This window comes from Thalassolituus hydrocarboniclasticus (genome assembly GCF_025345565.1).
GTDB lineage: Bacteria > Pseudomonadota > Gammaproteobacteria > Pseudomonadales > Oceanobacteraceae > Venatoribacter > Venatoribacter hydrocarboniclasticus.
Genome location: NZ_CP054475.1, coordinates 837443 through 857502, shown reverse-complemented (window position 1 = coordinate 857502; position 20060 = coordinate 837443). Strand labels below are relative to the sequence as shown.

The window sequence follows — 20060 nt, the reverse complement described above, 5'->3', positions numbered from 1 at the left end:
CAGTGTGACGCTTAACCCATGACAGTTTTATGAAGAGAGAACGAGTGTCAGCACTCGCCGGCAAGCTTGGACAAACGATAACGCAGCTGACGCGGAGTCAGACCCAGCACTTTCGCAGCCATGGTCTTATTACCGCTGCATTTGGCGATTGCCGACTGAATATCACTGAGTTCATCGGCCTGTACCCGCTGGTAAGGACGGGCGTACAGTGTTTTGAAATTCGGTACCACCTGAGTGGCCAGCATATGGGCGATCTGCGCACCGAGAAAATTCACCAGCGCCAGATCGATATGCTCTGCCCGCGCACCACGCAGATCCATCACCAGAACCGCCAGCACCGACTGACGCAGCACCAGTGGTACCAGCAGACAACGATCCTGTTGGCTCAGCGTATCGATAAAAGGCTCGAAGGACTCCGGGCGCTCACTGCCATCCTTAATCACCAGCCATTCACGCGACTCAAACTGGCGGCACAGGGCGTGCTGCACGGCAAAGCTGTAGACGCCATTACTGACCCCGGTCGAACAATACTGGGCTTTAAAGCGACTGGGAGAATCCGGTAAAGCGATAGAAACATTGTTCAGGCCGCTGTTTTCCGCCACCAGCAACAACAGTTGCTGAATGCTGTCTTCATCGTGATAACGGCTGGCAATAATTTCGGTCACGCTGTTCAGCCAGGCCGCAGGCATGGATGAAACGGGCATAACGGGCTGACGGTAATCCTGAATATCGGCGATTTTGTACATAGGCTGCTCCTCCTGATAAACAGCCTTTCGCAAACTCCGTACCATATTTTTATTTTGTTCAGGATGCGCATTAAAACGCGGTTTATCGCCACAAGAGCGTGAGCAAACAAGGAAAAAGCGCTGAAAAATGCGCTATTTGTAAACAATGGAATATAGATATGTTCCAAGGCGGTGCACCTCCGGGATTTTATCCGGAGGCGGCTGAAAGCCAATGGCGGTATCAGGCAACGCCCGGATCGTCGGTTGGCAGATATTCTTTCTGCAACCAGCGGGCAAAACCACGGCAGGCATCCTGACTGGTAAGAATACCGGCCAGACGGTCGTTACGCATAATCAGCACGGCATTAACGCCCTGCTCGGCCATGCCCATCAGTACCACATCCAGACGGGTATGCAGATCAACCTGTTTAATTTGCCGGCGGCACATATCGCCGACACTCAGATCACCCATATCGCTTGCGGTATGGCCCGGCTGCTGGGCCAGCTTAAGGTCTTCGATAGTCAGTAAGCCAACCACTTCATGTTCTGCCATCACCGGCAGATGATGACAGTTGTGGGACTTCATCAGTTCTGCGGCTTCGGCCAGTGGCAGACTTTCTTCCACATGAACCGGAAACGCCGTCATGATTTCTGCAATGGTAGGCATATGGCGCATATCTGTTCCCTCAAAACGAATTCAGCAGACCCATCCAGCGTACCGGCGCCGGCGTATAACGTACAGCTCAGGATAGGCCAGTCAGACGCCAATGCGTCCCAGCGTATCGACTATCTGCTGCAGAATGCCTGACAGGGTCGGGTGCTCCTGCTCAAAGCGGATCGCCTGTTCCTGCACACGCTCACCAATATCGGCAGCCTCGCTGTTATCCATGGCATTAATGTCACGGGCAATGCTGTGCAGCAATTCCAGACTGCTGTCGTCCAGCTGTGGATTCTGCTGCAGGGTTTCGTGCAGCTGTTGCAGTTGTTGTTTGAGATCTTGTTGAGGCATAAAGCAACTTCCTTGGGTTAAAGCCTGTTCATACTGTTGTTGTCAGTCTAACAACTGCAGCGACTCAGGTGCTAATCCAAATCAAGAAAGTCTGTTCAGTAAAGCGCATGGAAACAGAACGACATACCGCAGGCTTCAGCCATCGCCTTCATCGGCTTACGGTTAGCGTTGTCACCCACATACAGCAAAGATGAATGATTCAGATCCAGAGTAGCGGCCTCAGGCAGAATCAGACGCAGCGAATGGAGAATCGCGCTGTGGCTGGTCGACACCGGCACCCAGATTTGCGCCTTACCTGACATCAGCTTCAGCAACTGCAACAGACGCGCGGCATTGGTGCCGATCTGGTCGCGGGGATTCACATAGAAAAGATAAACCGGAAGTTGTTCTGGCAGGGACTGGCGGGCCAGCAGATGCCAGACAAGGGGCATGGCATCTTCAATCAGCTCGCTGAGTTGTGGTGTATAACCCACTAAGCCAAGTGAGGCGGAATCAGATGGCAGATTAACGATATAAACGCTGGCGTCTGTCCGTCCACTGAGTGCCGGAGGTACCCGCTGAATACCGGGACCGCCCTGCTCCACAGGTAAAAGCGCCATCCCCTGTGCTGCGCTGCATGCAACCATAACCACTCCCTGTTGTTATTATTGCCGGAGCAGATGCTGCTAGCAGATAAGCAGAATCTGTCCTTTATACTTTTAAGGTATAGACAAACAACAAGGCTGGCGCTACCAACAGACAGACATTACCGCAGGAATTCACACCAGGTTCTTAAAAATGCTGATGTTTTGGCTGTATGGCAGAGACTGAAATCAGAGATCCAGCACTTCAACCAGCACGGTTTTAATAATAAAACCGACCATTCCCAGTCCCAGACCGATCAGCAGAATCATCATGCCAAACTTACCGGCATTGGAGCGCTTACCCAGATCGTAAATAATGAAAAACATAAAGCCGATCAACAGCGTGATGCCAATATTCATGGCCCAGGTTTCAAACAACTCAGCATTCATTCCGCGCGACCTTCCGGTGTACAGCTAAAAAGTGCGCGTATGGTACTCAGAGCAGGCCTCCTGCACCAGCCCACATGGCAATGCTGCGCCTGACTTGCTCCCCGGTTTCAGATGGTTATGATGGGCGGGCAGATGACCTGCATAATAATAACCAAAGGTCCTGATTATGTTTTCTAACACCTCACGCCACCTGTTAATCTTTTTTGCTGTTCTGTTGTGCAGCCTGTCTTCCGCCCATGCAGATACCGTCAAACGTACTTTCTGTGTATTCGATCCGGTCGGTGCCAAAGGGCCAATTTTCGATGCGATGCGCGACTACCAGACCAGCGCTCTGTCCTGGGGCACTGAACTTGAGTTAAAGGCTTACACCAACGAAGCCGTGGTGCTGGCCGATTTTAATGCCGGCCATTGCGATGCTATGGGCGTAACCGGCACCCGCGTTCGTCCCTACAACACCTTTACCGCCAGCATCGAAGCATTGGGTGGTATCCGCGACTATCAGCAATTACAGGATTTAATCGGAATGCTCGCCAAACCTCAGGCCAGCAAATATATGCTGCAGGGTGATTATGAAGTGGCCGGCATTATGCCTGGCGGCGCGGTGTATATTTATGTGCGTGACAAAGCCATCAACTCCGTTGAAGCTGCCGCCGGTAAACGCATCGCTACCCTCGATTACGACAAAGCCTCAGTAAAAGTGGTCGAACACGTGGGCGCCACCATGGTGCCGTCCAGTGTTGCCACGTTTGCACCGCGTTTTAATAATGGCGATGTTGACGTTGCCTATGCACCGGCCATCGCTTATCAGCCGTTCGAAATGTACAAAGGACTGGGGGAAAACGGCGGTATTTATCGATTCAGCATGGCGCAGATGAACTTTCAGTTGCTGATTCACAGCAAACGTTTCCCGCCACAGTTTGCGCAGCAGAGCCGGGAATTTGCCTTCCGTAATTTTGATAAAGCGATGGAACATATCCGCGTCGCGGAGGCCGGAATCCCGGAGAACTACTGGATCGACCTGCCGCAGAAAATGATGGATGAATATCAGGAAATGCTGCGTCAGATCCGCCTGCAGCTGACCGCCGAGGAAGTCTACGACCCGCGCATGATGAAGCTGATGTTCCGTCTGCGCTGCCGCGCCAACCCCGGCCATTATGAATGTGCCGAAAAAGCCGAAGGCTAGTGTCTTAAGCGGCTGGCCCCAGCGGCCAGCCGAGTAACAGCCAGGTCCCCAGCAATAACGTCCAGCCTGCCAGCATCATCAGCGAAAACGGCATCATCATCGCCATCAGGGTGCCGACACCGGCATCGCTGCGGTATTTCTGCACCAGCGCCAGCACTAACGGAAAATATGGCATCAGCGGGGTAATAATATTGGTGCTGGAATCACCAATCCGGTAAGCCGCCTGACTCACCTCCGGCGCAATGCCGGTCAGCATAAGCATAGGAACCAGCACCGGTGCCAGCAGCGTCCACTTGGCCGAAGCACTGCCCAGCAACAGGTTAATCCCTGCCGTCAGTACAATCAGCAGCACGACCGTCAGCACCATCGGCAACTGCAAGGCCTGCAACAGCGAGGCGCCTTCCACCGCCACCAGCAGCCCCATCTGACTCCAGCCAAAAGCGGCAACAAACTGTGCAGCAAAAAACATCAGCACCAGATAAGGCGCCAGAGCGCGGAAGGTGTCTTCCATATCGCTGACTATCACCCGGCTGTTACGGTAACGGCCACTGAGACGACCATAACACCAGCCGGCCAGGCCGAATAACAGCCCCACCAGCAGACTGATGTTGTGCATAAAAGGTGACTGCAGAAAGCTGCCGGAGCCACGCAGTATGCCCTGCTCCGGAACCGCCATCAGCAGCAACCCGGCCAGCAGCAACAGCATCAGCCCGGCCGCCAGCAATGCAGCCAGACTATCGCCTTCTGTGACATCAGGTTCATCCGCCGGGGTTTGTGTCTGCAGCAGAGGTTCCACCCAGCGGTGCAGCACAAAGCTGATCAGCAGCGTCAGCATCAGCGTGGATACCACCATAAAATAATAGTTGGCCACCATACTGACCTCAGTATCCGGCGTCAGGATGCGTGCGCTTTCGGTGCTGATACCGGCAAGAATCGCATCCACTGGCCCGACCAGCAGATTCGCGCTGTAGCCACCAGAAACGGCAGCAAAGGATGCCGCAATACCCGCCAACGGCGAACGTCCGGCCAGCTGAAACAGCACCGCACTGAGCGGGATCACCACCACATAACCGGCATCAAAAGCGAGACTGGACAGAATCCCCAGCAACACCACGCCCAGCGTCAGACCAACACCGGGCAAATACTGCATCGCCTGGCGCAGCCACTGACCGAGTAAGCCGCTGCGCTCAGCCAGCCCCAGGCCAAGCATCACCACCAGCACCGGTCCGACCGGGGCAAACTGGGTAAAGTTGGTGACCGCAGAATCCAGCAACCAGACCACCCCACTTTCACTCAGCAATGAACGGGGTTCAATCAGTGCACCACTGACCGGATGCTGACTCTGCCAGCCCAGCCATACTGCCAGGGCAGAAAACACCACGACCAGAAGCCACAGCGCCATAAACAGGATAACCGGTGCCGGCAGGCGATTACCCCAGAGTTCAATCGCCGCCGCCATACGCGTCCATAAAGGCGTCTTATTCATCATTGATATCCTTTACAATTCTGCCTGACTTCAGATTCTGTATTCTGCCTTATCTGACCACAGCAGGGTGACTTTTGGCCTATGACAGACTTCGATTACTGCATTATCGGCGGCGGCGTTATCGGCCTGGCCTGTGCCCGTGAACTCAGCGTTAAAGGGTCTGTCCTGCTGCTGGAAAAAAATGACCGCTTTGGCGCCGAAACCAGCAGCCGTAACAGCGAAGTTATCCATGCCGGGCTGTATTACGCCCCCGGTTCATTGAAAGAGCGCCTGTGCATCGAAGGCAAACAACGACTGTATCAGTTCTGCAGTGGGTTTGATGTGCCCCATCAGGCCGTTGGCAAGCTGATCATTGCCCCTGAAAGTGGTCAGGCGCAACTGATGCAGCTGCTGCACAAAGGCCGGCAGCTGGGTATTCCTCTGCAGCTACTGGATCAGCAACAACTGCTGGAGACAGAACCTCAGGTGCGCGGTTTTGCGGCACTCCACTCGCCTACCACGGGCATTATCGACAGTCATATTTATATGGAACGCCTTGCCCAGCAGGCTGAGCAGCAGGGAGCATTATTGCTCAGGCACTCACAGGTAATCTCTGCCAGCGAGCGTGATTATGGCTGGCAGATCAGGGTCGCCAGCCAGGACAATATAACCGACATACACTGCGCAGCCCTGATTAATGCCGCAGGTTTACAGGCTCAGGCTCTGGCTGAATCACTGGCACTCGACAGAACCGCCATTCCGCCGCTTCACCTCTGCCGCGGCCATTACTTCAGTTACAGCGGTAAAAATCCGTTCCGCCACCTGATTTACCCACTGCCCGAAAAAAATCTGGCTGGTCTCGGCATTCATGCCACTCTCGATCTTGGTGGCCAACTGCGCTTCGGGCCCGATACTGAGTATCTGCCCGCGGGCAGTGCAGCGGATTACCGTGTAGACCCGGCCCTCGCACCGGCCTTCGCCAGCGCCATTCAGCGCTACTTTCCCGGCCTGAACGCACAACAGCTGCAACCGGATTACGCCGGTATTCGCCCTAAATTGCATACAAAGCATGAGACGGCAGCCGACTTTGTTATCCACCGCCCCAGTAACCGCCCACCCGCCGTACATTTGTTCGGCATCGAAAGTCCGGGGCTGACGGCATCCCTTGCGATTGGCACTTTTGTAACAGAAATGTTACAAAAGCAGGCCGATGAAGCACATAACACGCGTTGAATCTTGCCGCGCTCTGCAGCAATTCATCTAAAAAATCATAGAGTTATACGATCTGAAACGGTTAGCTGTGCAGATTGTGCATTTATGTTACAGCCAAACTACACTGTAATCAGACAAGCCTGTGGTGATGCACAATCGGCTTACGAATGCTCACCATAACTCCCTGATACGACACAAGCATGAGACAACGAGCTGCTAATCTGAAGAACAGTCGTTAAGAATAACGGTTCGAATGAACAGGGGAACCTTATGAGTCAAGCGCTGCCTGTGAAGCAAGCAGAGATCAGCTATGGCGAAGTCAGTACGATTTTGTCTGAAAAAGTGATGATTCCAATTAACTGTGATCACTGCCAGCAGGACACCGACATCAGTATCGAAACACTGAAAAACAAGCACGGAATACTGTGTGAGCACTGCAGCAGTGTCCGTACTTTCAGCACCACAGAAATGCGCCTGATGCGCATGTTGCTGGCACAGGCCGGCTATCACTTTGCACTGTAAAAATGCTTTGCCCTGCTTCTGAGCAGGGCTCCGGCCTCAGCCAGCTAACAGACTTGGTAACAGCAAAGACAAATGACGGCGCAGGACAGCTGACAGTTCCGTCAGATCCGGCTCTTCTTCATTCTTCAGTAAGGCGCTGTATTCCAGAGAGTGGAATAAGCCCAACAGTATTTCGGCATCCGCTTCCGGCACCGGAGAGTTGGCCACATTGCGGAAAAACTCCGCTGCTTTGTCAAACAGTGCTTTGCGGTGCATCTGGGCCAGCTTACGGATACTCTCGTTCACAATGGCTTCATAGCGGAAAGCCTGCTCAACAATCAGCATGTCACGCTGACCGATGATCTGCTCCTGCATATACACAGTGAGTTGCTCGACCATGAAATCCAACAGCGCCTTCTGACCTTCCGCACTGCTGATATCTGTGCCGGCCATGCTGGCCATCGGCTGATAAAACTGGTGAGTAAATTCGTTAACCACTTCCAGCGCCTTCTCCGTATACAGGGTGAAGGTGTCGATAATCAGTTCCTGAATATCTTTGAAGTAATACGTGGTGGCAGCCAGTGGAACACCGGCTTCTTTCGCCACAGCACGGTGGCGGATTCCGCGCACCCCTTCATTAATAACAATACGCAGCGATGCTTCCAGAATAATCCGGCGGCGTTGTTCACTTTTGGCCCGGCTGGCTTTACGTCCCTGGTACTGCAGGGGCTTGCTCTTATTTATTGCCGTTTCAGCAACCAATGCCATGTTCATCTCCCCGAATGTTTCACAGATATCGCCATTATTATGCGGATTGTCCGACGAAAGAAAAATGGCAAATATAGGCACCTGAGTACCACTTGAGCGTATTTCATACTTTAGGATGGCTGAGTTTGTCCGCAGCAAAGCTGTACTTTGGTACAGAAATTAGGTTCTATACGCGCCATAATAATAAAATAAGGACCTCAGTATGCTCAGCAGACTCACCTTTCGGCAAACCACTTTGCAGACCCTGACACTTTTGCTGCTATTGAGCTGTGCAACAGCCCAGGCAGACGATCAGGCCAAACTCGCATTCCTGCAGCAACAGTTCGATAACAGCTCAGATCACTCACGCCTGTGGCAGCAAGGCTGGCTCGGTTTATTCGGTGGCGTCGCGGCACTGAATGGCATTGCCTACACCCAGACCGAAGGCGAGCACAATAAATACGACCGCGCTGTTGGCTTCACCACCAGCTTTCTTGGCGCCGCGGATATGCTGCTTAATCCGATGAAGACCCATCGCTTCGCAGACGATCTGAAAGCTATGCCGGAACCGGATGACAGCACCCGTCAGGCAAAACTCGCCCGGGCCGAACAGTGGCTTAATGCCGCCGCCGAACGCGAAGCTTACGAGCAAAGTCTGCTGAACCATGTGTTGGCAGGCCTGGTCAATGGTCTGGCCGGACTGGCCGTTGCCTACGATGACAAACGTCCCGCAGATGGCTGGATGACCTTCGCTAGCGGCATGATCGCCTCCGAAGTAAAAATTTACACCGCTCCGCAGACCATGACGGCTGCCCGTGAACAGTACCGTAATGGCAATCTGGAGGCCGTAACGGCAAAGTCTGACGCACCTTACTGGCAGGTTGCCGCTTTCGGCCCTGTTTTAAGCGCTACCTACCACTTCTGATTCATGGATTACCGGGCGCCAGGCCGCGTCATTACTGGCGGCCGGCTTTAATCCCCCGAGCGGCAACACACGCTGGCACAGCTTCTGCATTCTCCGTTTAACGCCGGAGAATATGATTTATGCTTAACGCCCTCAGCAGCTACCTGCAACAACAGTCCCCTCTGATACCCGAGCACACGCCGACCGACAGCGTCGCAGCGGGTAAAGTCGGAACCAGCCCTGCAGTTTCTGCCGACAAAGACACTGACAACAGAAGTAATCCGTATTCTCCATCCCAGCGTGCGCTGATGGTCAGCGCGGTAGCCAGTGACTTTGATGTGCGCTCGCTGCCCGCTGGAGAAGTCGGTGAATTTCAGAACCGCCTGCAACAGTACGGCCTGATCGCCGGGCGTGACCTCAACGCCTTTGCCCTGATCAATACCGCCCGTGCCGAACTGGATGACAGTGCCGAGCTGGACACCGTAGCCATTCTCGATGAAGCCCGCCAGCAGTTTGGTGAGCGCGGCACAGCCTACTCTGAGCGTCAGCAGATTAACCGCCTGCATACTCTGATTCAGAACCTGGCTTCCGCCCGTCTGCCGCAGTAAGAACACCACCTGCGGCAGACATAACATGCAGTTCAGTCCTGCCTTCCCTATAATGTCCGACTTTTTATTTCAGGAGTCCGACATGCGCTTTCCGCTGCTCGCTGTTTTAAGCCTGCTCAGTTTCACCGCTCAGGCGATTACCAACGTTGAAGAAAAGCGCGCTGGCGACGACCTGTTGGGCTGGTCCGGCAAAGCGGAGGTCGGTTTTGACGCGGAATCCGGCAACAACGAAAAACGGAAGTGGAATCTGGGCCTGAACGGCAACTGGCAGGATGACAACAAGCGCTTTTTCACCTGGGGCAACCGCAGCTACGAATCCAGTAACGGTGAACGCACCGACGACGATACCTTTATCCACAGCCGCCTGGTGCTGAACCGTCGTGATACCTGGTCGGAAGAGTTCTATGCCCAGTACGAACGTGATCCCTTCGCGGCGCTGGCACACCGTGCCCTGATCGGCGCCGGTATGCGTTACCAGCATGCGTTTGATGAACAGACCCGCCTGCATCAGGGTATTGGTTTGTTTCATGAGGAAGTACGGGAGCGGGTGCTCGACGAAGATAACAGCAGCCAGCTTACCCGCCTGAGCCTGTATACCCATATTCAGTGGAAACTGGCTTACAGCAAGCTGCAGAGCACGCTGTATTTTCAGCCATCGGTCGACGAGCCTTCAGACCAGCGCGCGTTATGGCAGCTGGCTGTCACTTTACCCCTGGGCACTCATACCGACCTGAAATGGCAATGGCAGAGCCGCTGGGATACCCGTCCGCCGGAAGGTACCGAATATCACAACCACCAGACTCAGCTGAAACTGGTGGTGCGTTTCTGAGTAACACTCAGCCTTCTGCCAGTCTTGCGGTCAGAGGGCTTTTTCCATCCACTCGCTCAGCCAGAACAGGGCATCTTCATCCGGAGTCACGGTTTCGGTAGCGTCAATGGTGACCCGCGGCACTGGTGCACTGCCCTGCAGTTCAAAGAATCGTTCTTCGAACAGAGCACCGGCACCACAGAAGGTGGCATCGTAAGAACTGTCACCGAGACTGATAACACCAAACGGCTTGCCATTCTGCAGCGGGAACTGCTCTTCGAGTTCGACATAGAAAGGGGCGATAGCGGCGGGTAAATCACCACGACCGGTGGTTGAGGTGCAGATCAGAACGGCGTCACACTGACTGGCATTTAATGCACTGACGCTGGGTTTTTCATCCAGAACAACCTGATGGCCGGCCTGCTCCAGCTGCTGCTTTACCGCTTTGGCAACAATCAGCGCCGTACCCGTTACACTGCCAACAGCAAGATAAATAACTGACATAAAACCTCCGCGAAAAGCGGCGATTATACGCCATCGTCAGCGCCGGGACACTGCGCCAGCACGGCGGCCAGGCTGCTGACATTCAATAGCCGGAAGGCAGCTGCAGGCGCTGGGACTCCTGCTCAATATCGTTAAGCAATGAGCGGAAGCGGTTTTCCAGATCACGGTGTGTCCAGACACTTAGCGTACCGTGTGCACGGGATAGCTGCAGGGTTTCTTCAAACACCGTACGGATCGATTCAGACAGCTCAACGGCCGTCATTGTATGCAGTAACAACGGCAGGGCAACGCTCCATTCCAGCTGTTGTTCATTCAGGTTCTGACAAACAAACCAGTCATTCAGCAGCTCACTGAACAGCGGCAAGGGCTCCCGCTGTGCGCGGGTTTCACTCAGCCCCGCATCCTCCAGCGCACGGTTTACCCGGGCCAGAACCTGCAGAGGTGATGGTGCAGAGGGTTCGGCGGACATAGCCATATCTCCCATTCATGCTTTACTTGTAATAGTGCCTGTTTAATGAGTGTTGACAGGCTCTCATTTCATTCAGCATAGACCGACTTAATCTGACCCATGGATAATTCCGGAAAGCCCACGCCACAAGCATTCGATATTGAAAGTTTTTTCAATAATCTTATTCAGCGTCTGTTCCCTGTCTGGTACGCAACCCAGGCCGCCAGGGAGATCAGTCTGGCTCCGCTGGGCACCATCAATCCCAACAGCTTCCTCAGCCATCGCTGGCTCAGTCTGCAGGCCGTCGTTCAGTCTCTGCGTGAATCTCTGCAGCCTCAGGGGAACGACTGGCAGGCATTAATTGATCTTCTGGAAAAACTTCTGATCGAAAAAGAGTATAAAAGATCCCTCTCGATCACCGCCATCGATGGTGTGGAGTTCAGTCATCAGGAACAGGACTGGCCAAATCTGCACGCCTATGCCGAACATAACTGCAGTGACATCATGCCGGAAAGCGCCGATGACTTTGAGCAGGCACTGCACGATGTATTCCCGGATTCCGCCAAACCTCACCGGGTGGTTTACCGCGAATGGGACGGCCGCTATTACTGGGTGAATAAAGAAGAGCCACGCCTGTTTGCAGCGACCCTGCTCTATGCTCAGCAAAAACAGCGCGATGCTTCCATTCATGCACTGATTAATGTGGAAAGTCTGAATACCAAAGTGCTGGATCGTCTGCGCAACGATTACTGGCTGCTGCTGATGCAACGCGACAGCGCCTACACAATGCATGATCTGCTCAGCCGCGCTGAGTTGCCTGTGGTGCTGGCTGAATTTGAGTGGCGGCGCAGTGATCTGGTTTTTCTGATTGCGCGTAAAAATAACCGCAAAATAAACCGCATTCTGCTGAATCTGATGAACAACCGCTCTACGCAGCAGATTACTGAATTTGGCCGTTTTCTGACGCGCCAGCATTTTCCCTTCCGTAACCATTGACCGGATTGCTGCGCAGCACAGAAAAGTGCTATGAAATTCAGCACTTTACTGCCGTCAAAGTAGAATATTGCCGCGCTGTTCGCTGTGCATAACTCTTGATTTACCGCTAAAGCCTGTCATCCTATCGCCCAATATAACAATAACGGTATTCACATGATCCGAGGTACTTGGAGCCTGACCGAACCTCTGGTTCCGGTAAACATTCCGGCAACCATGATCCGTGTCGGCGCAGAAAAAGGGATAACCAGTGATGTCCTGCTGCAGAACACCGGCATCAGCCCCGAGCAGTTATCCGACCCGTCGGCGCGCCTGACCTATCAGCAGATGCTGTTACTGGCGGGCAATCTGATGCGTGATTATCCTGAAGAAACGCTGGGCCTGGATCTGGGTAAAGCCATTAATATCAACCAGTTTGGTATGCTGGGCTATGCCATTCTCAGCTGTGCCGATCTGCGCAGTGCGTTGCGTCTGGGCCTGAAGTATCACTCACTGGTTGACCCGGCGTTTACTTTTGAAGTGGTCGATCAGGGCGATACCACCGCGGTACGCCTGACATCCCATATTCCGTTTGAACACATGTATCGCCTGATGTGTGATGTGTTCATTGCCATCTTTGCCACCCTTGCCCGTTTTCTTACCGGCAAAGATATCGATGCCCGTGAAGTACACCTGAATCACCCAATGCCGGGCTATGCCGACGAATATCAGCGTCTGTTTAACTGTCCGGTACTGTTCGATCAGCCCCGCACCGAATTTATTATCGACAGCGTGCTGCTCGATACCCCGCTGGCGATGGCCGACAGCGCCACAGCTGCGATGGCCGAGAGCCAGTGCGAGGAAATTCTCGCGCGTATGGGGCCGAAAGAAGGCATCGTCGCCAAGGTGCGCCGCATCCTGCTCAGTAACCCCGGCACCTTTCCGCCGGTGGATGTGGTCGCCAGCCATCTGGCTACCTCAACCCGTACCCTGAGCCGCAGTCTGCAGGATGTTGGCACTTCCTATCAGCGTATTCTGGATGAAGTACGCAAAGAGATGGCCATCGAATATCTGCGTAACTCCAGCCTGCCGATTGAAGAAATCGCGGCGCTGGTCGGTTACAGCGACCCATCCAACTTCCGTAAAGCATTCCGCCGCTGGACCCAGCACGCGCCGTCTTACTACCGCGAAGAACGCGGCCTCTGACTTCTGCGGCCAGAGTTTCTGGCCGTCATTTCCTCCTTATTTTCCCGTCACAGCCTCAGGCGCCCGGACTTCACCAGACCGTCACAGGATTGAAACATAACTGTCACATTGCGCCCGCAAAGTGACAGTCATACTCAATCTGTCAGCGATGACCTATGACTTTGACCGCGAGTTCTTCCACGCTGCAACGCGTGACCATTGTGACCGAGACCTTCGCACCGGAAATCAACGGTGTCGCCAATACGCTCGGTCATCTGGTTCAAGGGCTGATATCACGCGGTATCGAGGTTCAGGTGATACGCCCGCGTCAGAACCGCAACGACCTGTCCGCCAGCCAGGGCAAACTGCACAGCATTACCCTGCCCGGCCTGCCAATTCCCGGTTACAACGCCCTGCGTTTTGGTTTTCCGCTGATTGGCCGCATCCGTAAAGCCATTAACCGTTTTGCCCCGCAGGCGGTGTATGTTGCCACCGAAGGGCCTATGGGCTGGGCTGCGGTCAGTGCCGCCCGCGCCAGTGGCATTACCGTACTGAGCGGCTTCCACACCAATTTTCATCAGTACATTGAGCACTACCGCCTCGGTGCGCTGGAAGGCCTGGCTTACCGTTACCTGCGCTACTTCCATAACCGTACCAGCGGCACTCTGGTGCCGACCCGCATTCAGCGCGATGAACTGGATGCACACGGTTTTCACAATGTGCGGGTGATGGCACGTGGAGTAGACAGCCAGTTATTCAGCCCGCAAAAACGCAGTGCTGAACTGCGCAAACAATGGGGTGTACGCGAAGACGATCTGGTGCTGCTGTACGTCGGCCGCATTGCCGGTGAAAAGAATATGGATCTGGCGCTGGCCACATACCGCCGCCTGCTGGCTGCCGATGAGCGGGTGAAACTGGTGCTGGTCGGTGATGGTCCGGCACTGGCCGGCATCCGTGAACATTACCCGGCCGTTATCTGCTGTGGCATGCAACGCGGTGAAGACCTCGCCCGCCATTACGCCAGCGGCGATGTTTTTCTGTTTCCGAGTAAAACCGACACCTTCGGCAACGTGGTTACCGAAGCCATGGCCAGCGGCTTAGCCGTGGTCAGCTTCGACTATGCCGCCGCGCATGAGCATATCCACAACGGTCAGAACGGCATGCTCGCGCCTTTCGGCGATGATCAGAGTTATATCCGCTGTGCCGAAACCTTACTCGACAGCCCGAATTTACTCCGGCGACTGCGCCAGCAGGCTTGCCTGCATGCGCGCAGCATCAGCTGGAACAGCATTGTTGATGATTTTATTCAGCGTCTGAACGGCGCCACTGCGGAGGTAATCCAGCATGGAACTGAGCAAAACAATACAGCCAAAAGCCGCGCTACTGTTTAACAAAGCAGACCGCTTCGAGCTGACTCTGTGTCAGCGCCTTAACCGTATGGGTCAGTACACTTCGGTACGCCTGTTTTTCAAAAGCATCAGCCGCCTGGGTGATGGGGTGTTCTGGTACAGTCTGGCGCTGGCGCTGATTCTGTTGCAGGGCGTCGAGGGGCTGGCGGCCGTTGGCCATATGACGGTGACAGGACTGATCTGTGTAGCGATTTACAGCCAGCTGAAAAACCGCCTGGTGCGTCAGCGGCCGTTTATTTCATGGGACGATATCCGCGCCCACACCGCACCACTGGATCTGTACAGCTTTCCATCCGGTCACACCATGAACGCGGTGAACTTTGCCGTGCTGTTCAGCGTGTTCTTCCCGGCGCTGTTCTGGCTGGTTGTGCCTTTCGCCCTGCTGGTTGCTCTGTCGCGGGTGATTCTCGGCATGCACTACCCGACCGATGTACTGGTCGGTGCCTGTCTCGGCCTTTTAATCAGCTATCTATCACTGCTGATCTGGCCTGTAGGGATGTTTGCCGGCGTGATGATGTAACCCCCCATCGGGCCAGCCAATCAGAACAGCGTCAGCTGATTGCGGTCTATCTCCGGCGTGCGGCCGCCAATACCAAGCAGACGCACCGCCTTGTTTTCCCGCTGCAACGCCAGCTTCAGCAAACGGGCAAAGCCCTGCTCTGATGCCTGCTCGTGACTGTCGGCCAGCGTTGTCTGGGTAAAATCGGCAAATTTCACTTTCACAAAGGGCGCCAGCGCCGCTGCCGGCCAGCCTGCTCTCTCTACCCGTTCATGCCAGCGTTCCAGCAATTGCGGCAACTGTGCCAGGCAGTGTTCTTCGCCAGCCAGGTCGGTGGCAAAGGTACATTCGACGCTGACCGATTTACGCGGCCGCTCCAGATTCAGCAGACGATGATCAATGCCGCGGGAACGTTCGTACAATACCGCGCCCATGCGGCCGAAGGTACGCACCAACTCGGTCAGCTCCCAGCGGCGGATATCGGCGCAGGTCTGCAGTTTGTAGAGCGCGAGTTTCTTCTCCATCGCCGGGCCAATACCGGGGATTTTTCCGACCGGCAACGCCGCGACAAACTCATCGACCTGATGGGGTTTTACCGCCCACTGGCCATCGGGCTTGTTCCAGTCGGAGGCAATTTTAGCGAGGAATTTATTCGGCGCGATACCGGCGGAGACGGTAATACCGAGTTCGTTACGAACCCGATCACGGATTTCCCGTGCGACCTCGGTGGCATTCAGGTGGCTGGCTATTTCCAGATAAGCTTCATCAACTGACACCTGCTCCAGCTGCAAGGCATAATCCTGCAGAATCACCATCAGTTGCTTTGATACTTCGCGGTACAGCGCCATACGACCCGGCAGCAACAGCAGCTGCGGACAGAGTTTTTTCGCCTGTGCCGTTGCCATCGCCGAACGCACGCCAAAAGTCCGCGCCGGATAATTGCAGGTGGCGATCACCCCGCGGCGGTCTGATTCACCACCAATGGCAATGGGCAGCTCACGCAATGCCGGATTTTCGCGCATTTCTACCGCGGCAAAAAAACAGTCACAGTCGATATGAATCACTTTCCGTTGGGCACTGGCAGCCGCTTCTGTTTCTGCCAGCGCAGGCATTTCCGCTGAAACGACGGAAGCCTGTGAACTATGAACGCTGTGAGACATCGTATCACTCCGGGTTTGATAAACAGCGATGACCAGCCAATCTGGCACAAGGTTTAAAGTACTGTATATTCAACCAGTACAATAATCAATCGCCATGACATCACCCGGCGCTGGTGTTAGCCTTGGCGACCTGTCATTAACTGCCCGGCGAGTCGCTCAAAAATCGTACAGAGCATTATTCTTGCCGCCTATTTACAGGTAATTCCCGCGTGAACGATTTTTCTCAGGCGCAAGCCGACTTTATTGCCGCACTCAACAGCAACGATCATTTGTTTGCCAGCACTCTGGCGTTTATCGGGCAGTGGTTTGATTTCACCCCCAGCGCGTTCAACAACGGTGGCGTGCAGAACAGCGCTGAGCAGAATCAGGGCAGCTGCAAAGTATTTGCCCTCGCGCAATTACTGCAACTGAGCAAAGAGCAGGCTCTGCGCTGCTTTGGCGAACATTACCGTGATGTGCTGGCCACGCCGGATGTCGATAATCACCATAACCTGCGCCGTGTGCTGCGCGACGGTTTAGCCGACATCACCTTCGACCGATTCCCGCTGACTGCTAAAGCGCAGGCCTGATATGGACAGTGCTGTCAGTCTCAAAGCCGGTCTGGTGCCGCTGACCACATTGCATTTCAGCAGCAATGATCTTGCCGATATCCGCGCCCAGCTGGAGAAAAAGCAGGCCGAAGCGCCGGCATTGTTCCGCCATCTACCCTGCGTACTGGATTTATCCTCATTAGATCCCAACCTGCTGACGCTGGCGGATTTACAACAGCTCTGCCGTGATTGTGGTCTGCTGCCGGTTGCGGTACGCAACGCCGGCAATGAGTGGCAGGCTCAGGCCGAAGCGCTGCACCTGGCCGATCTGGGTAAAGGGACCAGCCGCGCGGCAGCACGCCAGCAGGACACGCCGGCCACGGATTCAGGCAATGAAACACCGCCACCTGCACGTGCGGTCAAAATTCATACCGGTAATATCCGCTCCGGTCAGCAGCTGTATAACGATGGTGATCTGATTATTTTTGGCATGGTCAGCGCCGGCGCTGAGGTACTGGCAACCGGTGATATTCATATCTACGGCACCCTGCGAGGACGTGCTCTGGCCGGCGTCAAAGGCGATGAGTCGGCCATTATTGCCTGTCAGCAGTTCGATCCGGAACTGGTTGCAATTGCCGGTCAGTACCGTCTGTTTGAAGAACAGCAGGAGCAACGCCAGCAGCCTGTCGCAGTCGGCCTGCAGGATGGCACCTTGAACATCACCAGCGTTTGATAAATACTGCCCCACACATTGAATTTTCAGGGAAATACGGCTTTGGCAAAGATCATCGTTGTCACCTCCGGTAAAGGCGGAGTCGGTAAAACCACCACCAGTGCAGCCTTCTCCACCGCTCTGGCCATGAAAGGCCACAAAACCGTCGTCATCGACTTCGATGTTGGCTTACGCAATCTGGATCTGGTCATGGGCTGTGAACGCCGCGTGGTCTACGATTTTGTTAACGTCGTACAGGGTGAAGCATCACTGAAACAGGCGCTGATCAAAGACAAACGTCTGCCGAACCTGTTTGTCCTGCCGGCCTCACAAACCCGTGATAAAGACGCACTGAATCCCGAAGGTGTGGAAAAAGTGCTGAACGAACTCAGCGCTGATTTTGACTACATCGTCTGCGATTCCCCTGCCGGTATCGAGCACGGCGCGCATATGGCGCTGTATTACGCCGAGGAAGCCATCATCGTCACCAACCCGGAAGTCTCTTCCGTACGCGACTCTGACCGCATTATCGGTATTCTGCAGAGCAAATCACGCCTCGCCGAACAGGGCAAAAGCGTTAAAGAACATCTGCTGCTGACCCGTTACAACCCGGAGCGCGTAGAGCGCGGTGAAATGCTGTCGGTACAGGACGTTGAAGAAATTCTCGCCATCCCGCTGCTGGGCGTAATCCCGGAATCGGAAGCGGTATTGAAAGCCTCTAACCAGGGTGTACCCGTTGTGCACGACAGCGAGAGCGACGCTGGCCAGGCCTACGATGATGCTGTAGCCCGTTATCTGGGCGAAGACCGTCCGCATCGTTTTCTTGAGAAGCAGCGAAAAGGCTTCCTGAAGCGTGTATTCGGAGGGTGATATGAGCTTAATAGACTACTTCCGCAAGGAGCAGAAAAGCAGCGCCAGTGTCGCTAAAGAGCGTTTACAGATTCTGGTAGCCCACGACCGCCTGCGTAATAACGGCCCGGAATATCTGCCACAACTGCAACAGGAAATCATGGCGGTTATCCGTAAATACGTCGCCATCGGTGAAGACGACGTATCGGTTCATCTTGAACAACAGGGCACCACATCGGTGCTGGAGCTGAACGTTACCCTGCCGGATCGTAAATGATCCGCCTGCTTGTGCAACGCTGGTCAGAAGCTGGTCTTCTGCAGCGTTGCGGCCTGCTCTTCGCCCTCTGCAGTTACGCCTTACTCTGGCCCGGTGTGACCGAGCCCATTATGACCCTGAGCGCGCAGGTCAGTATGTTTGGCCTTAAAGCCCAGCTGTTTCACGAAACCCGCTCAATCTGGCAGACCGTTCTCAAATTGCATGAGCTGGGTTACACCCCGGTTGCCATTCTGATTGTCAGCTTCAGTGTGATTATTCCGCTGCTGAAACTGACACTGATCATCAGCACCTGGCTGCTGCCTTCAGCACTGCGCTGGCGTCTGGTCGGCATATTGGGTAAATGGTCGATGGCCGATGTCTTTGTCGTCGCTATTCTGGTGGCATTTTTTACCGCCAAAGCCACCGCCGAATTATCCGCTGAGCTGTTACCCGGTTTTTACTGGTTTACCGCCTTCTGCCTGTGCTCTGTTATCTCCGGGCAAATGCTGACCCTGCACGCCGACCAAAGCCAGCGCGCAGGAACGCCTGAGCTGAACTAAGCTTATCCGCAGACAGTTGATTCCGGAGACGCTATGACCACCCTCGCCCTGCACCATATTTTGCTGAAAAGCCCGTTACTGGCGGCTGATGTTTTACAGGAGCTGCAGCTTGGTGCTGACTTCAGCGAACTGGCCGAAGAATATTCTGCCTGTCCCTCAGCACATCATCAGGGCTTTGCCGGTTACCATGACAGCGACCAGCTGCCCACCGAACTGCTGCGCGCCCTGAATGAGCATGACAGCGAGTCACCCTACGTCGGTCCGGTCAGAACCGCCTTTGGTTACCATATTCTGAAAGCCGTGGCGAAACCGGAACGCACCCTGCTGATTGACGAAGCCGGGCAATAATTAGGCTGAAAACAAAAAACGAGCCGGATGACTCACTGCTGTCCCACAGTTTTTAATCAGCACCATAGCTGACAAAAACAGCATTTTTTAACATCCAGGCCCAATGCCTCACAGGGGAACTTATCCCCTTGCCGGCGGGCCGACCCCAGCTTCGCGCTTTCTGGGCCGTCACCCTTGAAACCTTGATATTTACTGGCCGCGCGCCTCATCGGCCATCCATGGCCGGAGCCGCTTGTCCGCATCCCTGCGGACAGACCAGATATATCAGCGGTTTCTGCGGCGGCCCCAGAGGCGCAGAAAACCATCACTGCAATGCCGCTTTTCAGATCAAACGTATTCTTTTAAATATCATGTCTCAAACACGGTTTCCTCTGGAATACGGCTGAGCGGATTACTAAAACCGGCGATCGTGCGGCGCCAGACAACCAGATGATTCTGCGGCCTTCAGAGCAA

The 20060-nt window shown here is 54.6% G+C and carries 26 protein-coding genes; 16 read left to right on the top strand and 10 right to left on the bottom strand.

The genetic code is table 11. From position 1 onward, the window contains the following. Positions 1 to 47: 47 nt before the first annotated feature. The 5 genes from HUF19_RS03725 to HUF19_RS03705 all read right to left on the bottom strand — a co-directional run bounded on the left by HUF19_RS03725 (position 48) and on the right by HUF19_RS03705 (position 2747). Positions 48 to 746 (bottom strand): helix-turn-helix domain-containing protein, encoded by a 699-nt coding sequence (locus HUF19_RS03725; protein WP_260998558.1) that lies wholly within the window; start codon positions 744 to 746, stop codon positions 48 to 50. A 220-nt stretch (positions 747 to 966) separates the two neighbouring features. Next, a complete protein-coding gene (locus HUF19_RS03720; protein WP_260998557.1) occupies positions 967 to 1401 on the bottom strand; it encodes a CBS domain-containing protein in 435 nt (144 codons plus the stop codon). Positions 1402 to 1482: 81 nt separating this feature from the next. Continuing rightward, complete coding sequence (locus HUF19_RS03715; protein WP_260998556.1) at positions 1483 to 1734, bottom strand: DUF4404 family protein; 252 nt, start codon at positions 1732 to 1734, stop codon at positions 1483 to 1485. Positions 1735 to 1829: 95 nt separating this feature from the next. After that, positions 1830 to 2360 (bottom strand): hypothetical protein, encoded by a 531-nt coding sequence (locus tag HUF19_RS03710; RefSeq protein ID WP_260998555.1) that lies wholly within the window; start codon positions 2358 to 2360, stop codon positions 1830 to 1832. Between the two features lie 186 nt (positions 2361 to 2546). Further along, positions 2547 to 2747 (bottom strand): DUF2788 domain-containing protein, encoded by a 201-nt coding sequence (locus HUF19_RS03705; RefSeq protein ID WP_260977339.1) that lies wholly within the window; start codon positions 2745 to 2747, stop codon positions 2547 to 2549. 166 nt (positions 2748 to 2913) lie between these two features. Between HUF19_RS03705 and HUF19_RS03700 the strand changes: the two genes are divergently transcribed. After that, the gene (locus HUF19_RS03700) at positions 2914 to 3930 is read left to right on the top strand and encodes a putative solute-binding protein (RefSeq protein ID WP_260998554.1); all 1017 of its coding nucleotides are present in this window, start codon (positions 2914 to 2916) and stop codon (positions 3928 to 3930) included. Positions 3931 to 3934: 4 nt separating this feature from the next. On the opposite strand, the gene HUF19_RS03695 is transcribed toward HUF19_RS03700, so the two are convergent. Next, on the bottom strand, positions 3935 to 5419 hold the full coding sequence (locus HUF19_RS03695; RefSeq protein WP_260998553.1) for an AbgT family transporter: 1485 nt from the start codon (positions 5417 to 5419) through the stop codon (positions 3935 to 3937). 78 nt (positions 5420 to 5497) lie between these two features. Between HUF19_RS03695 and HUF19_RS03690 the strand changes: the two genes are divergently transcribed. Beyond that, on the top strand, positions 5498 to 6628 hold the full coding sequence (locus tag HUF19_RS03690; RefSeq protein ID WP_260998552.1) for an NAD(P)/FAD-dependent oxidoreductase: 1131 nt from the start codon (positions 5498 to 5500) through the stop codon (positions 6626 to 6628). Positions 6629 to 6877: 249 nt separating this feature from the next. Beyond that, entirely contained in the window at positions 6878 to 7129 is a 252-nt protein-coding gene (locus HUF19_RS03685; RefSeq protein WP_260998551.1) for a hypothetical protein, read from the top strand. 36 nt (positions 7130 to 7165) lie between these two features. Here HUF19_RS03685 and HUF19_RS03680 read toward each other — a convergent pair whose 3' ends face one another. After that, complete coding sequence (locus tag HUF19_RS03680; protein ID WP_260998550.1) at positions 7166 to 7876, bottom strand: TetR/AcrR family transcriptional regulator; 711 nt, start codon at positions 7874 to 7876, stop codon at positions 7166 to 7168. A 202-nt stretch (positions 7877 to 8078) separates the two neighbouring features. Here HUF19_RS03680 and HUF19_RS03675 point away from each other — a divergent pair, with 202 nt between their 5' ends. The 3 genes from HUF19_RS03675 to HUF19_RS03665 all read left to right on the top strand — a co-directional run bounded on the left by HUF19_RS03675 (position 8079) and on the right by HUF19_RS03665 (position 10196). Next, positions 8079 to 8780: a hypothetical protein gene (locus tag HUF19_RS03675; RefSeq protein WP_260998549.1), complete on the top strand. Its 702-nt coding sequence runs from the start codon at positions 8079 to 8081 to the stop codon at positions 8778 to 8780. 119 nt (positions 8781 to 8899) lie between these two features. Further along, positions 8900 to 9367, top strand: a complete 468-nt coding sequence (locus HUF19_RS03670; protein WP_260998548.1) for a hypothetical protein — start codon at positions 8900 to 8902, stop codon at positions 9365 to 9367. A gap of 82 nt (positions 9368 to 9449) precedes the next feature. Then, a complete protein-coding gene (locus HUF19_RS03665; protein WP_260998547.1) occupies positions 9450 to 10196 on the top strand; it encodes a DUF481 domain-containing protein in 747 nt (248 codons plus the stop codon). Between the two features lie 30 nt (positions 10197 to 10226). Here HUF19_RS03665 and HUF19_RS03660 read toward each other — a convergent pair whose 3' ends face one another. Further along, positions 10227 to 10679 carry a flavodoxin domain-containing protein gene (locus HUF19_RS03660; RefSeq protein WP_260998546.1) on the bottom strand — a complete coding sequence of 151 codons (453 nt, stop codon included), beginning with the start codon at positions 10677 to 10679 and terminating at the stop codon, positions 10227 to 10229. A gap of 82 nt (positions 10680 to 10761) precedes the next feature. Then, on the bottom strand, positions 10762 to 11154 hold the full coding sequence (locus tag HUF19_RS03655; RefSeq protein ID WP_260998545.1) for a hypothetical protein: 393 nt from the start codon (positions 11152 to 11154) through the stop codon (positions 10762 to 10764). A gap of 93 nt (positions 11155 to 11247) precedes the next feature. Between HUF19_RS03655 and HUF19_RS03650 the strand changes: the two genes are divergently transcribed. The 4 genes from HUF19_RS03650 to HUF19_RS03635 all read left to right on the top strand — a co-directional run bounded on the left by HUF19_RS03650 (position 11248) and on the right by HUF19_RS03635 (position 15213). Further along, positions 11248 to 12123, top strand: coding sequence for a DUF6685 family protein (locus HUF19_RS03650; RefSeq protein WP_260998544.1), 876 nt, complete (start codon positions 11248 to 11250; stop codon positions 12121 to 12123). A 153-nt stretch (positions 12124 to 12276) separates the two neighbouring features. Then, on the top strand, positions 12277 to 13305 hold the full coding sequence (locus tag HUF19_RS03645; protein ID WP_260998543.1) for an AraC family transcriptional regulator: 1029 nt from the start codon (positions 12277 to 12279) through the stop codon (positions 13303 to 13305). Between the two features lie 155 nt (positions 13306 to 13460). Then, positions 13461 to 14675: a glycosyltransferase family 4 protein gene (locus HUF19_RS03640; RefSeq protein WP_260998542.1), complete on the top strand. Its 1215-nt coding sequence runs from the start codon at positions 13461 to 13463 to the stop codon at positions 14673 to 14675. Then, positions 14629 to 15213, top strand: a complete 585-nt coding sequence (locus HUF19_RS03635; RefSeq protein WP_260998541.1) for a phosphatase PAP2 family protein — start codon at positions 14629 to 14631, stop codon at positions 15211 to 15213. The genes HUF19_RS03640 and HUF19_RS03635 overlap by 47 nt, the downstream gene beginning before the upstream one ends. Positions 15214 to 15233: 20 nt before the next feature. Here HUF19_RS03635 and dinB read toward each other — a convergent pair whose 3' ends face one another. Continuing rightward, positions 15234 to 16352, bottom strand: coding sequence for a DNA polymerase IV (dinB, locus tag HUF19_RS03630; RefSeq protein WP_260998540.1), 1119 nt, complete (start codon positions 16350 to 16352; stop codon positions 15234 to 15236). 209 nt (positions 16353 to 16561) lie between these two features. On the opposite strand from dinB, the gene HUF19_RS03625 reads away from it, so the two are divergent. From HUF19_RS03625 to HUF19_RS03600, 6 genes are read left to right on the top strand one after another with little or no spacing between them, the layout of a single operon-like run. Continuing rightward, positions 16562 to 16921 carry a HopJ type III effector protein gene (locus HUF19_RS03625; RefSeq protein ID WP_260998539.1) on the top strand — a complete coding sequence of 120 codons (360 nt, stop codon included), beginning with the start codon at positions 16562 to 16564 and terminating at the stop codon, positions 16919 to 16921. 1 nt (position 16922) lies between these two features. Continuing rightward, positions 16923 to 17615: a septum site-determining protein MinC gene (minC, locus tag HUF19_RS03620; protein ID WP_260998538.1), complete on the top strand. Its 693-nt coding sequence runs from the start codon at positions 16923 to 16925 to the stop codon at positions 17613 to 17615. A gap of 42 nt (positions 17616 to 17657) precedes the next feature. Next, positions 17658 to 18464, top strand: a complete 807-nt coding sequence (minD, locus tag HUF19_RS03615; protein WP_260998537.1) for a septum site-determining protein MinD — start codon at positions 17658 to 17660, stop codon at positions 18462 to 18464. A 1-nt stretch (position 18465) separates the two neighbouring features. Continuing rightward, the gene (gene minE, locus HUF19_RS03610) at positions 18466 to 18720 is read left to right on the top strand and encodes a cell division topological specificity factor MinE (protein ID WP_260998536.1); all 255 of its coding nucleotides are present in this window, start codon (positions 18466 to 18468) and stop codon (positions 18718 to 18720) included. Beyond that, positions 18717 to 19259: a paraquat-inducible protein A gene (locus tag HUF19_RS03605; RefSeq protein ID WP_260998535.1), complete on the top strand. Its 543-nt coding sequence runs from the start codon at positions 18717 to 18719 to the stop codon at positions 19257 to 19259. The genes minE and HUF19_RS03605 overlap by 4 nt, the downstream gene beginning before the upstream one ends. 33 nt (positions 19260 to 19292) lie before the next feature. Continuing rightward, on the top strand, positions 19293 to 19607 hold the full coding sequence (locus HUF19_RS03600) for a peptidylprolyl isomerase (RefSeq protein WP_260998534.1): 315 nt from the start codon (positions 19293 to 19295) through the stop codon (positions 19605 to 19607). Positions 19608 to 20060 lie beyond the last annotated feature (453 nt).